Annotated in this window: 13 protein-coding genes and 1 CRISPR repeat array; all 13 genes read right to left on the bottom strand. The window is 41.0% G+C overall.

Features of this window, described 5'->3' with window-relative positions:
* Positions 1 to 235: 235 nt before the first annotated feature.
* Positions 236 to 1,771 (bottom strand): APC family permease, encoded by a 1,536-nt coding sequence (locus AB5026_RS05585; RefSeq protein WP_118368510.1) that lies wholly within the window; start codon positions 1,769 to 1,771, stop codon positions 236 to 238.
* Positions 1,772 to 1,798: 27 nt separating this feature from the next.
* Entirely contained in the window at positions 1,799 to 2,131 is a 333-nt protein-coding gene (locus AB5026_RS05590) for a P-II family nitrogen regulator (RefSeq protein WP_059086245.1), read from the bottom strand.
* A gap of 113 nt (positions 2,132 to 2,244) precedes the next feature.
* Complete coding sequence (locus tag AB5026_RS05595; protein ID WP_368212943.1) at positions 2,245 to 3,372, bottom strand: iron-containing alcohol dehydrogenase family protein; 1,128 nt, start codon at positions 3,370 to 3,372, stop codon at positions 2,245 to 2,247.
* An 18-nt stretch (positions 3,373 to 3,390) separates the two neighbouring features.
* A complete protein-coding gene (locus AB5026_RS05600) occupies positions 3,391 to 4,728 on the bottom strand; it encodes an aminotransferase class III-fold pyridoxal phosphate-dependent enzyme (protein WP_129975898.1) in 1,338 nt (445 codons plus the stop codon).
* A gap of 241 nt (positions 4,729 to 4,969) precedes the next feature.
* Complete coding sequence (locus tag AB5026_RS05605) at positions 4,970 to 6,163, bottom strand: PucR family transcriptional regulator (protein ID WP_368212945.1); 1,194 nt, start codon at positions 6,161 to 6,163, stop codon at positions 4,970 to 4,972.
* Positions 6,164 to 6,207: 44 nt separating this feature from the next.
* Positions 6,208 to 6,918 carry a sulfite exporter TauE/SafE family protein gene (locus tag AB5026_RS05610; protein WP_118368513.1) on the bottom strand — a complete coding sequence of 237 codons (711 nt, stop codon included), beginning with the start codon at positions 6,916 to 6,918 and terminating at the stop codon, positions 6,208 to 6,210.
* 208 nt (positions 6,919 to 7,126) lie between these two features.
* Positions 7,127 to 7,900, bottom strand: a complete 774-nt coding sequence (locus AB5026_RS05615) for a NifB/NifX family molybdenum-iron cluster-binding protein (RefSeq protein ID WP_368212946.1) — start codon at positions 7,898 to 7,900, stop codon at positions 7,127 to 7,129.
* A 243-nt stretch (positions 7,901 to 8,143) separates the two neighbouring features.
* Positions 8,144 to 8,371, bottom strand: a complete 228-nt coding sequence (locus AB5026_RS05620; RefSeq protein ID WP_368212948.1) for a hypothetical protein — start codon at positions 8,369 to 8,371, stop codon at positions 8,144 to 8,146.
* 54 nt (positions 8,372 to 8,425) lie between these two features.
* A CRISPR array of direct repeats spans positions 8,426 to 9,052; the repeat unit is 32 nt; unit sequence ATTTCAACTCACAGCCTCACGAAGAGGCTGAC.
* 168 nt (positions 9,053 to 9,220) lie between these two features.
* Positions 9,221 to 9,511 (bottom strand): CRISPR-associated endonuclease Cas2, encoded by a 291-nt coding sequence (cas2, locus tag AB5026_RS05625; protein ID WP_092072094.1) that lies wholly within the window; start codon positions 9,509 to 9,511, stop codon positions 9,221 to 9,223.
* A gap of 8 nt (positions 9,512 to 9,519) precedes the next feature.
* Positions 9,520 to 10,551: a type I-C CRISPR-associated endonuclease Cas1c gene (cas1c, locus tag AB5026_RS05630; RefSeq protein WP_092072098.1), complete on the bottom strand. Its 1,032-nt coding sequence runs from the start codon at positions 10,549 to 10,551 to the stop codon at positions 9,520 to 9,522.
* Positions 10,548 to 11,216, bottom strand: coding sequence for a CRISPR-associated protein Cas4 (gene cas4 / locus AB5026_RS05635; RefSeq protein WP_334292743.1), 669 nt, complete (start codon positions 11,214 to 11,216; stop codon positions 10,548 to 10,550). Before cas4 ends, cas1c begins: the two co-directional genes overlap by 4 nt.
* On the bottom strand, positions 11,206 to 12,063 hold the full coding sequence (cas7c, locus tag AB5026_RS05640) for a type I-C CRISPR-associated protein Cas7/Csd2 (RefSeq protein ID WP_092072103.1): 858 nt from the start codon (positions 12,061 to 12,063) through the stop codon (positions 11,206 to 11,208). Before cas7c ends, cas4 begins: the two co-directional genes overlap by 11 nt.
* Positions 12,064 to 12,066: 3 nt before the next feature.
* Positions 12,067 to 13,360: type I-C CRISPR-associated protein Cas8c/Csd1 (gene cas8c, locus AB5026_RS05645; RefSeq protein ID WP_368212950.1), on the bottom strand; the 1,294-nt coding region annotated here is incomplete at its 5' end.

Here is a 13,360-nt window from a genome sequence, read left to right on the forward strand (position 1 = left end):
GCAGCGCCGGATGTTTCCACCGTACTGACGACACTGCAAACGCAGATTTCCAAACGTAGGTTACTCCCCTTTATCAGTTTTAATAGTATAACAGGATCGGTACCTCTGTCAAGATACTTTATAAATCACACCTTGCAAATATGATACTCCGGTAACAGAAAAACTCCCATTTTTTGAATGGAAGTTTTTCTGTTACCCTGAAAGTATTATAGGCCTGCAGCCGTTTTATTACCTTTTAAGATTTATTACTCTGATCAGCCACAATATTTCCCTGTACAACTCTTCCCTGATCTTTTCCTTTTCTCAGTCCTCGAACTACCTGTACATTTCCAAGAATCAGATAATCCATTTCCCTCTTAGTGACTTTCGCAAAATTTTTCTTTGAAACAAAATAGAAGGTAACTCCCATCAACACCCACACGATCAGTGCTGCAAAGGACTGTGGAGCCATGAATGCTGGAGAACCGGGCACGATCAGAAGCAGTAATATTACAACAGAGATCACGCAGCCGCCCATTGCTACTGCCGGATGGATTTTATTTGTATCTGTATCATCGCCATATTTTTTCAGAAGAATATAAGCACCTGCACAGGTAAAGAAATATCCGAACGCAGTACCTACGGAACACATATCTACAACCCAGCCGATCACTTCTCTGCCGAAAAATGGGCAGATACAGCAGATGATCATGGTAAACCCAACACATATGGACGGAGTTTTATGCTCCGGATGAACCTTTTCAAAAGCTGACGGAAGCATTTTTGCTCTTGCCATACCAAATAAAAGACGGCTGGATGTCATAAAGAATCCGTTCATACCGGTAAAAATCCCCATGCACACTGCCAGTGCCACAAAGCACACACCAACTTTTCCCATTGCAAGATCAAGAACTGCACCTGTATGCCATTTTACAAGAGTTCCATTCGCATCTGTCATAGTCAGAACCTGCTGCCAGGGAACAACACAATCTGTCACCAGTGCCATTGCACCATAGATCAAAGCACCTACAATCAATGCTGAAATGATCAGCATTTTGCACTTCTGTGGTGGAAAATCATATTCTTCTGCCGCCTGTGGAATACAGTCAAATCCTACATAAAGGAACGGAGCCAATGCCAGGATAGATACAAAACCGCTTCCAAGAGACTTGCCTTCGGCTCCGTATGCCGGCTGCAGATTTGAAGCATCAAAATGTCCTGTTGCGATCACACCAATGACTGATACAACAACCGCTGCACACATGATAAGGACCATCGCAAGCTGAAGATTTCCTACAGATTTCGCACCTTTGTAATTCATGATCCCGAAAAGTATGATAAAGAACAGGGATAATCCGACTTCACCCATATATACATCATATCCTGCAATTGTATACAGGTAACCTCTGTTAAAGACTCCAGGAAAAATATAGGATGCCAATACCGGAAGTGCCGTTGCATTCAAAGCTACAATAGACAGATATCCAAGCGACAGCATCCATCCGCATATGTACGAAGCAGTTCTTCCAAAGCCTTTATATGCATAGGCAAATTCACCACCCGCTACCGGGAATTTTGCGATCATATAAGAATAGCTGTAGCCTACCACGATCATTAAAAGACCGCCTGCCAGAAATCCCAGAAACAGTGGGAGCGGTCCACCTGCACGTTCTGTCCAGAGACCACCCTGTATAAAACATCCCCATCCAATGATGGAACCGACTGCAACTGCCCAGATCGAACCAGGTCCCATGGATTTTTTTAATTTTGTTCTTTTATTTCTTTCACCCATATATATCCTCCTGCTTCATCAATCATATCATTCATCATCTTCTCTGGTTTCTTCACTGATCGTATATGCCTCACTGATATCGGAAACAAAAATTTTTCCATCACCATAATGTCCATACTGCCCACTCTTTGCACTGTTAATGATAATATCTACAACCTCATCTTTTTCTTTGTCCCCAACAGTAATATACAGCATGTTTTTTGCCATTTCCTGATAAAGGACATCCCCTACCTGAATTCCTTTTTCCTTACCTCTTCCTGAAATTGCCCATTTTGAAAAAGCAAAATATCCTTCCTGCTCCAGTGCTTTGATGACGTCCATCACTTTCTCAGGTCTTACAATTGCTGTGATCAGTTTCATAATCTTTCATCTCCCATCCATAAATACAAAAAGAGCCCAGATACCAAAGTATCCGGACTCCATCGTCTCTCTCTATATTATCATTATTTTTTTCAATATTCAATCAAAATCTTTCACTTTCTGGCCAGATATCGATACATCTCATCCAGCATCTCGTCTGTGATCTCCACCGGATTGTTATAAAGGTTCGGATGTCTGCTGATACGAACCAGCTCCGCAATCTGATCATCATCAAGCTCCAGATCCTTCAGATCACACCGCAATCCCATTTTTTTCTTTAATTCAAGAACTGCATCCGCCATCTCTTCTGCATCTTTGAATCCAATCCTTCTGGCAAATTCCTCTACACGTTCACCACCTTCGCCTTTTGCATTGATTCTTATAAAATAATCCAGGGTCAGGCCACACGCCTCGCCATGCGGGATGTGATAAATATTGGTCAATGGAAATGAACACGCATGGGACGAAGTAGTTTTCGGTAAAGTAAACGCCAATCCTGCGATCAAAGATGCTTCGCACATTTTCTCCCTTGCTTCCTCATCATCTGGCTTCCTGTATGCTCTGTAAACATATTTGAATACCAGTTCTGCTGCATGCATCGCAAGTACATCACAGATCGGCTGATGACCTTTGCTCCAATAGCCTTCGATCGCATGGGAAAGAACATCAATTCCTGTTCCTGCCGTAACCTGCGGTGGCATTGTATAAGTAAGTTCCGGATCAATGATAGCTGCTGCCGGATAAAATCCCTCTGATACGATCGGCGCTTTTTTTCCATTTGCATGATCCGAAAGAACTGATACACAGGTCACTTCACTTCCTGTTCCTGCAGTCGTAGGAACTGCGATCAGTGGAAGATGTTTCTCCGGCATTGCTACTCCGGTTCCATGATACTTACGGATGGAATCCGGAGTCAGAGCTACACTGGCAGCTGCTTTGGCACAATCCATGGGACTGCCTCCACCCAGTGCTACCACAAATCCGATATTTTTCTGCCGGATCACTTCCGCACAGGCATCTACCTCTGCAACGTCCGGGTTTGGAGAAACATCTCCAAAAGAAGCAACGATCATTCCTTCTGACTCTTTTATGACCTTTTCGGCAAGACCGCTTTTAAAGAAAAACGGTCCTGCCACCAGAAGGCCTCTTTTGCAGCCAAGCTCTCTGGCTATTTCTTTGATTTCTTTTACTCTGCCTTTGCCGAAATGAATTTTTACCGGCTGTAGATAATCCCAGTTCATAGGCTACCTCCTGCTTTATCAGTCACAAAATTTTTCATCGACCATTGTAAGCACTTCATCAAGGATCGGGAGATACTCTTCCAGCTCCTCTTTCGTGATGATCAGTGGCGGACAGATTTCAATAAAGTTCTCACGTCCGAAGGTTGCAAAGCCACGTTTTTTTAATTCTGCAAATATCCACGGCATTACCGGTCCGGGTACGCCGTATTCCTGCATCGGTTCTCTGGTTTCTTTATTCTTGACTACTTCAAGTGCACCGAACAAACCGATACATCTTGCTTCACCAATACATTTATGCTTCTTTACCATCTCATCCATAAACGGAGCAACGATCTCGTGCATCTCAGCTACATGGCCCTCGATGTCGTGTTCTTTATAATATTTCATTGCTGCTACACCAGCTGCACATGCAAGTGTATGTCCACTGTAAGTAAGTCCGCACTGAAGAACATTTTTCTCAAAATACTCCGCAACCTTTTTACTTACAATACATCCGCCCAGCTGTACATAACCACAGGTAACACCTTTTGCAAATGTAATGATATCCGGTTTCATGTCAAAATTCATAAATGCAAACATTTTTCCTGTACGGTAAAATCCTGCCATAACCTCATCACAGATCAGAAGGATTCCATATTTGTCACAAAGTGCACGAACACCTTCCATATATCCGTCTGGAGGAAGAATGACACCGTTTGCACCTACTATAGACTCCATCAGGATCGCTGCCACATTTCCGGGGCCTTCATATCTGAGCTGCAGATCCAGCGCATCCAGATATTTTTTCGTTACCTCTGCATCATCAACTCCTTTTGTATATCCGTCACGATACATCTGAGGGTTCATAAAGTGTACGAATCCATTTGCACCACCGATCTCTGCTGCATATCTTCTCCAGTCACCGGAAGCATTGGATGCTCCAAGTGTAGCTCCATGATAGCTTCTGTAGCAGGAAAAGATCTTGGTTCTTCCGGTTACCATACGTGCCATTTTTATAGCATTCTCATTGGATTCTGCTCCACCATTTGTGAAGAAAACTCTCTTGTATGTATCTGCTCCTGCTGCTTCTACAAGCATTTTTGCCAGCATGCTCTTAGGCTCGGATGCATATGCCGGTGCCATGAAGCACATCTTATCAGCCTGTTCCTTGATCGCTTCAACGATCTCCGGAAGCTCATGTCCGAGGTTGGAACACACCAGAAGTGAAGCCATATCTGCATATTTTTTTCCATCATAATCGTAAAAATAAATTCCCTCAGCTCTTTCTACCGGTAAAGTATCTGCTCCTGATCTTGCCCATGACTGCATCACATAATCTTTGTGCATCTGTGCTACTTCTTTTCCTGTTAAACTCATAATAACTTCCTCCTCTTTATCTGTAATTCAGTTTTAAATATTGTTCATTTTTGCGGTAAACAAACTTATTATTTGTTGTAGAATAAGAAAAGCGCCCGGCCCACATTCATTTGTGAACCAGACGCCTTTGTCTTATCTGAGTCATATATTACTCTCGACACTGGCTGTCTGCAATAGACATCTATCCAATTATTTTTGTGCTGCAGCACAATCATTATTATTCTGCTGCCGCATTTTCCTTTTACATTTCATTCATCTGATATAACAGGAAACCCAACCTCAGCTGAAAACGCACATCAAAATCAGAAAGATTTTTTCCAAGTATCTCAGCGGCCTTTCCAAGCTTATAATTAATTGTATTTCGATGTACGATCAATTCCTGTGACGCACTTTTGACACTGCAGTCGTTAGCCAGGTAGCACTGAAGTACTCTGACCAGATCTGAGTGGTTCATCTCATCATATTCATACAATGGAGCTACTGTATCTGCCAGATATTCTTTTATTGCTTCCTTATCTGTAAGTGTGAGCAGTACCCTGTAAATCCCAAGATCTTTGTAAAAAATAATCTTTCCGCCATCTGTGCTTTGCTCGCCCGGAACCTGACAGACACATAATAGATCAGACATTTTTTCCGCAAACTGATAGCTCTTATAAATCTGCCTGATCCCGTAAATCTGCTTACTTACACTTACAAAAATCTGTTCCTTCTGACATACCATCCTGCATAGTATCTGAAAAATCCTCTCTGTAGTTTTTCTGCATGCTTCATCAGAATAATCACACAAAACCAGAAGAATCTGCTTATCCTGGGCACAACACAAAATCCCATTATAATTACAGCGGATATGACTGTTCAGTTTAGATAAAATCTGCTCTAGCCTTGTTCCTGTTACACGATCATTGTCTTCCAGAACACACACATTCACAACCGTATATGCACTGTCTGTAAAATACCCTTTTCTCATCAGTGCCGAAACATACAGTTCTTCCTGGGACGGACATAAAAAGGCATTGTTCAGTGCCGTCGCAACCTCAATTGCGTTCTGCTGCTCTTTTGTTATTGCAAAACATATGATCCGCATGATTTCAGCCATTCGAACCTTCCACGGTACTTCAAATACCGGGAATCCCTTTTCATTTGCAAAATCAATAACATCCTGTCCGATCTCACTGATATAAGGCCCTGTATTGATCACGATCCCACTGGCTTTGTTTCGCCATACTTCCTTTACCAGACGAAGAAGAGTCAGATTTTCATTCAGTCCCAACCCTGTTGTAAAGGTAAGTTCCTGTCCCTGCAGAAATGCAGAAATCGTGTCGCTGTCTACCATATGCGTCCATGACACTTCATGATCTAGTCCTGTCTCACCTGCTACCAGCTTCATCTCCAAATGCTGTACCTGTTTTATGATCTCACGCAATGTTACTGCCATATTTATACACCTTTCTCCACCGCAGCTTCCTGTGATCAACTGCATCAGACGATCAAAGATACTCCAGATATCAGAAGCAGTATATAAGTCAGATTCAGAAATACCTTCTGAGATACTTTACATACCAGCTTTTTACCTAACCATGTAGCTATAAGTAATGGCAGGATACTGATACAGATCAGTCGAATATCTGCCGTTCCAACCAGGCCGCTCCTGAACTGGGTAACCATCAGAAAAAAATTCAGCACCACCCATACAGGGGCCACTGTCGCACGAAATTCTTCTTTTTCTTTCAGTACCTGTGTTGCATAGATCACAAGTAAAGCCCCTCCTGATACAAACATACCATGAATTATCCCTGCTAGGATCAGAACTATCCACAAAATGAGATCCGGAAGTTTTTTCTCTGTATGGATGCACAGATTCTTTAATGCAACTACGACGATTATGATTCCATATATTGTCAGAAGAATATTTTCAGATTTCACGATCCGGCAGATCTGTATCCCTGCAAACATTCCAAACAACATGACCGCAGACATCTTAAGCAATTCTTTCCAGTTTATATGTCGATATCCGGTCACTGCAATCATCAGTCCGGACAGCCAGGCCATAACATTCAGGACCACCTTTGCATGATCCAGCCCAAGCAAATAAACGGAAGGCGGCATCGCCAATACCGTGCCGGCAAACCCTGTGATAGCCTGAATAACATTAGAAACAAACAATACAAGCAAAAATAACAATTCTTTCATAGAGCATTCTTCCTTTTCTGTATTATCTGTTTACCGCACACTCTTTATCACTGCTGATAAAATAAAAAGACGCTTTGCAATAATGACTGCAAAACGTCTTTGTTTTTCTACATTCTTGATTTTAACACGCTAAAAAGCAAAAGTCAACAGTTGCCTTTCTCCATTACCTTGACACATTCTTTTGTATTATTATTTTTTGCTATTTTTCTTAATGACAGCTATGGCTTCCACATCCATGCTCGCCACATGTATGTCCTTCCCCGTGGCTGTGCTCATGATGAGAACATTTCACATCCGGATTATACTCCAGTGTTTCATTGATAAACGCTTCTACTGCTTCATCCGCATCTCCGGAAACTCCTCCGAAAAGCTTAATACCGGCTGCCGCTAACGCTGTCTGTGCGCCGCCTCCGATTCCGCCACAGATCAAAACATCTGCATTCAATGCTTTAAGAACTCCTGCCAATGCGCCATGTCCGCTTCCATTCGTATCTACTACTTCTGAATGTACTACTTTTCCTTCCTCTACATCGTAAATCTTAAATGTCTCTGTGTGTCCAAAGTGCTGGAAAATCTGTCCATTTTCATACGTTACTGCTATTCTCATGATACCTTCTCCTTTTTCTGCTGCATATTTTTGATGAAACTCCTGCTTATAACATCCTCCAAGCCTACAGTTACCGCTCTGACCATCACAGATTTTGAAATCTCCACCTTCAATTTTAAGCGGATATCCATCAATGAGTGCATCTGCTATTTTCTTCCTGGCAATCTCATAAATTCGTTGAACGGTTGTTCTTGCGACTTGCATAGATGCTGCGCACTGCTCCTGACTATAACCTTTCTTGTCCAAAAGACGGATGGTTTCATACTCATCTACCGTCAGAACAATAGGTGTTTTTTTCTCAGTATCATCTGCCGGAAAGAATTCTAAAACATTGGGGAAATGGCAAACTTTTCTGCATTTTACTGGTCTCGGCATAAACTGCTCCTTTCTTGCTTTTCTTATATAATAATTCTATAAAAGGCATATGTCAATAATGTTTTTGACATATGCCCATATAACTCAGCTAATAGTATTATATACAGCATAAACTTCTCCTCACGACACATATATTTCGATGTTTTTCCGCAAATCAACTATTGATAATGGAATAGAAAAAACAGTCTGTCATAACAGAAATTAATCCCATCAAAACAGACTGTTCTTTTTCCTTTACAAATATTACATTAATGAGGTTCCTGCCTCATGCTCATAGAATCTCTTTATTATCTCCTGCACCGGTTTCTCACATATTTCATAACTGTCGTCCTTCCATGCCTCGGAAGCAGAAGACAGCTTTGGTGCCCACTCCCATAAAGCAAAGCCACGAAGCCATGGTCGTTTCTTACAGGCCTCAAACATTGCACGATACCATTCACACTGTTCTTCCAGGCGAAGTTCTCCCTGCAATTCCCAGTTATTTGGAATTTATAGCCGTAAGATTGTTCGTATTTCAACTTACATATTTCAACTCACAGCCTTACGAAGAGGCTGACCTGCCTCCAGTTCCCCGAGAACACTCCCTGGATATTTCAACTCACAGCCTCACGAAGAGGCTGACGACTACCGCAAATGCTCCAATGATTTTTCCATCATTATTTCAACTCACAGCCTCACGAAGAGGCTGACTTTTCCAGTGCATCATTCCATCCTCTGTCGTACATTTCAACTCACAGCCTCACGAAGAGGCTGACAGTAAAACATTTGCCTGTAATAATCAGGCTGTAATATTTCAACTCACAGCCTCACGAAGAGGCTGACCCTACTTTTTCTGTCAGATTCCTCTGGCAAAGGGAATTTCAACTCACAGCCTCACGAAGAGGCTGACCCTCCTGCACGGCAACCATGTAATCTCCGGTCATATTTCAACTCACAGCCTCACGAAGAGGCTGACAAAGCTCCCCTTTTTTATTTTTCTCACAAAAATATTTCAACTCACAGCCTCACGAAGAGGCTGACCATTACCTGAGAGAAATCTATCCCCTCAGATTCATTTCAACTCACAGCCTCACGAAGAGGCTGACTTTTCGATACCGTGCATAACGGTGGTATGGTCACGATTTCAACTCACAGCCTCACGAAGAGGCTGACGGCAATTTTAGACAAAAATACATTTATCTAAAATTGTTTTTTACGCTTATTGCACATATCAATCTTGTTTTTTATTCAAATCATTATATTGTAAATTTTTTTCTAGTAAAATACACACATTTTCTGGTGCGAATGTCCTGAAGTATTTCTGTAAGCTTACCTTTCGCACTATAATATTAAAGTATCTGTAACATCAAATCCAGGCTTTGCACCAATGTGTTCTACTTTATTTTTGTACTTTTCACCCAGATAATAAAATCTCAGGCTGTCCACGTCTTTATCTATAATATTCTCCAGAATATTCTTCACCTGTCTGCATTTTGTCGCATCCATCTGGCACTCAAATACTGAATTCTGCACTCTCTGTCCATAATTGGTACACTCTTTCGCAACTTTACGCAGACGTTTTCTTCCTGCTGCCGTTTGTGTATTCACATCATATGTTATCAAAACCAGCATTATCTCACCTACTTCCAGAAAAATGGCGGATATTCATCCAAATCTCCTCTTAGATATCTCGCCAGCAACATACTTTGAACATACGGAGCCATTCCCCATTCTATCTTTTCATCCAGAAATGGATGTTTAATAGTTTCCTGTTTTTTGGACTGCCAAGCTGACAAAAAGGCTTTTCGACCTTCATCTGTCATAACGACCGCTTCATTTTCCTTTTTTATGAAATATTTTTCCTTCATAATTTTTTTATTGATCAATGTCAAAACAAAACGATCTACCATAACGCTTCTGAATTCTTCCATCAGATCCAGGGCTAACGACATACGTCCTGGTCTGTCTGTATGAAAAAATCCAACATACGGATCAAGGCCCACTGCTTCCAGCGCAGATCCGCACATTCCTGCCAGCAAAGAATATCCAAACGACAGCATGGCATTAACGTTATCCAAAGGCGGTCTCTTATTTCTTCCATGAAAGTAAAAAAATTCCTTTTGCTGTAATATCAGTTCATCAAACACAGAGAAATATACAGAAGCAGCTTCTCCTTCTAGCCCTAATAATTCTTCTTCTCTTTCACATCCTCTTATTTTCCCCATGTTCTGTGCAAGAAACAGAGATTTCTTTTTTATATTTTCTACATCCAGACGCATTGCATAGTCTCTTGTAGCTCTTTCCAAAACCCACCTGGAATTATACACTTTTCCGAGAATAAAATTTCTGGCTATATGTATACTTTCTTCCCTGTTGTCACTGATTCGATATTGCTGCTTTCTCAATGTTACATTTCCCTTTACCTCACCAGTAACTCTGGCCAAAAATCTTCCATTTCTGGACATAAAAGAAAGATCTATATTTCTCTGCGCACATGCTCCCATAAGTGCTGGACTGGCCCCCGTGTAGCCAAATGTAATGATTGCCTGAAGATTATGCAAAGGAACTCTGCCGATTTCTTTCTGTTCTTCCAAAACAACTACATTTTCTCCATCCAAAGACAGATACTTATTCCCAGTTGTTACATACAATGTATTCAAAAGCCTTTTCATTCTTTTTCCTCTACTGCAATTATACTGTCGATATATCTGGAAACAGACTTCTTTTTATTCAAAGCAGGAATACAAATATCCTTCAATGAACAGGCATTACACTTTTTACTTGTTTTTACCTTCGGTGTGTAGCGCTGCTCATAATATTTATGCATCTCCGAAAATATCTTCCGAACCTTTTCCCGTACTTCGTCTGTAAATTCTACTTTCATGCGATGCCTGGTTTCTCCATAAAAGATATAGCCATAAGATATATCGCAGCATAACATTTCTTCCAGACACATTGCCTGTGCCGCTACCTGAAGAATATCCGAATCATCTGTTTTCGGCCTGCCTCTTTTATATTCTACCGGAACAGCCTTATAAAGCCCTTCTTTCCCTGCCAGTTGAATTCCATCTTTTACTTTATGAAATTCCACTACATCACATTCGCCGCTCACTCCCATTTCCCAGGAGTGAATCGGCATTGCACGTACGATCAAAAGATCTCCTCTTTTTTCTTTCATACTTACATCATGTGCGTTTTCATGAAAAATTTTCCCTTCTACTGTTCTGACATTTTCCTGCCACTGCAACTCTATGTAAGCCAATGCCCACTGTCTTCGGCAAAATGCAAAATGCTGGATTCCGGATAACTGAAGAAAATCTTCTTCCTTATACAAAATCAAACTCCTCCGGTTCTTTACATCCGTCTACATGCCATGAAATTTTGTAATCTTTAAATTCTCTTGGATGTTCCTCTTTACATTTAATATCAAAGCCTCTCTGGATTTTTCCACTGGAAACAGCCGGCGTTTTTTCATCGTGCTGCCACCAGTACATTTTGCAGACTTCCATACTTCCCTCTGGTCTTGCAGAAGAAGCATCGTTTTCAAATAAGGTTTTCAATGCCTCTTTCAGTAATTCCGCATCTTCCTGACTGAATCCTGTTTTTTCAGCAAGCTGAACATTTACACTTCCCATTACTTTATATACTGCAAAACCTACTCTATGCTTCGTCCCCATGGTATCTGAGGCCTTGCTTTCTTTTCCGGATTCGCTGTTCACACTCTTAGTAATCTGCATGCTGATGATATCAATTGGCGAAAGACTGATCGCCTGATGAATGGAAACGGGGCCTCTTACTCCAAATGATACAGGAATTCCCTTAAACGCAAAAACCTGACCAAAAGCTCTGACATCCAGCCACTCTTTGCAGGCAATCGCCGCACAAGCATCGCGATTTGCATTTTTCTTATTTCCTATCTGAGTTTTCAGTTCCTCACATCCATCTGCACGGTCTTTCAAACTGGTATAAGGATCATCTGTACGATCATCTGACTGTACAAAAATTTTCTGTCCAAGATCCTGAAGTCTATTTCTTATCTTTCTTTTGATACACACGTCCGATATTTCACCATATCCATCCATGTTGATTCTTGGACGGTTTCCATTTAACGGATCTCCATTTGGATTCGCATTATCAGCACTTACAAATAAAGTAAAATCAATTTTTCCTTTTAATTCACTCATCGTTTATTCCTCCTCTTCCTTCTCTTTGGAATCTTCCTTTTTCAGTTTCAGATCATAAGCCTGGCTGTGAAAACCAAGAAGATATAAACCATCCAATTTTTTATTATCCTTGAAACTATCTATTTCAAATAATTCATAAATATCATTTAACAGATTTTCATAAAAACGCCTCTCCGCAATCCCCAATTTATTCATATATGGCTGGATATTTTCTTCAATCACCTTCCATGTTTCAAAAGGTCTCTGGGAAAAAGTACTCATGTATCTTTTTGCATTTGTAACCCTTGCTTTATCTCCATCATCATAAGTACGATATTCAATCCGATCTGCCACTGCCAGTAAACGTCCGTATAAATAATTTCTGTCTTTTTGATTTTTATCTAATGCCACATTCCATTCCTCCATTTTTCTATCTTTTTTCACCAGCGAACATGCTAACGTTAAAACCCTTTCCCAATTTTTGCGATCTTTATATGTTAATGGATTGGACGCCTTAAGCACAGCTCTGTTCACATAATCATGCGGGATTTCGGTTCCATTCCAGATACATGGAATTAATCTTCTCGCAACTTCCGCATACATTTTCTTTCCGTTTGCGTCCGCAATCGCAAGTCCGCCTTTACTTTCTATGCCAAACAGAATCTCTGCTACATCTTTAACACCAACCATTCCGGAAAACGCTATTCTTTCTTTACCTTTCCATTTCTCATGAATCCAGTTGCAGCTCTCATGCCATTTCTTTATATTCTCCAGATATCGCGCAGAATCCAGCGTCATCTCCTCAACCATGGACAATCTTCCCGGTGTGGCCGCATCAAAACCAAGTAAGATCATTGCGGATGTATTATCTACCTTTTTTCCATATCCTCGAAGTGCTTTGTAAAATTTTTCAGCTGTGACTGCATTTCCATCTGATATGGTTTCTTCTTCAGGTTCTTCATCATCCCAGGCATATTCCGATGTAATCATCTCTGTATCTACATTCCATCTTGGCATACACAGTCGATTAGATTCCCATGTAACAACTGCCAACGTATCAAAAAACGTTCCCTGTTTCCGAATGATCCACTTCAATGCATTATGAATTTTCTGAGAGGTTTCATTTCCTACTGCAAAAGCCTCTTCCTTACTTACAAACCGTCCCCGATAAGTAAAATTCTGACTGTCATTTGATGAGATCAGCTTTGCTCCGTCACCTTCATTACGGATTTTTTTGGAATGAAGATAAGAAATAGCCTCCATATTTCCGGTAAGATAGCACAAGCCTTTCTCTTTTTCCCGGGACCGCACATAATTT

The organism is Blautia sp. RTP21359st1_E11_RTP21359_211015 (genome assembly GCF_040910705.1).
Classification (GTDB): Bacteria; Bacillota; Clostridia; order Lachnospirales; family Lachnospiraceae; genus Blautia_A; species Blautia_A fusiformis.

Bases quoted from the DNA above. Each gene is read 5' to 3' on its own strand.
- AB5026_RS05585 (WP_118368510.1), bottom strand. From the start codon at position 1,771: ATGGGTGAAAGAAATAAAAGAACAAAATTAAAAAAATCCATGGGACCT.
- AB5026_RS05590 (WP_059086245.1), bottom strand. From the start codon at position 2,131: ATGAAACTGATCACAGCAATTGTAAGACCTGAGAAAGTGATGGACGTC.
- AB5026_RS05595 (WP_368212943.1), bottom strand. From the start codon at position 3,372: ATGAACTGGGATTATCTACAGCCGGTAAAAATTCATTTCGGCAAAGGC.
- AB5026_RS05600 (WP_129975898.1), bottom strand. From the start codon at position 4,728: ATGAGTTTAACAGGAAAAGAAGTAGCACAGATGCACAAAGATTATGTG.
- AB5026_RS05605 (WP_368212945.1), bottom strand. From the start codon at position 6,163: ATGGCAGTAACATTGCGTGAGATCATAAAACAGGTACAGCATTTGGAG.
- AB5026_RS05610 (WP_118368513.1), bottom strand. From the start codon at position 6,918: ATGAAAGAATTGTTATTTTTGCTTGTATTGTTTGTTTCTAATGTTATT.
- AB5026_RS05615 (WP_368212946.1), bottom strand. From the start codon at position 7,900: ATGCCGAGACCAGTAAAATGCAGAAAAGTTTGCCATTTCCCCAATGTT.
- cas2 (WP_092072094.1), bottom strand. From the start codon at position 9,511: ATGCTGGTTTTGATAACATATGATGTGAATACACAAACGGCAGCAGGA.
- cas1c (WP_092072098.1), bottom strand. From the start codon at position 10,551: ATGAAAAGGCTTTTGAATACATTGTATGTAACAACTGGGAATAAGTAT.
- cas7c (WP_092072103.1), bottom strand. From the start codon at position 12,063: ATGAGTGAATTAAAAGGAAAAATTGATTTTACTTTATTTGTAAGTGCT.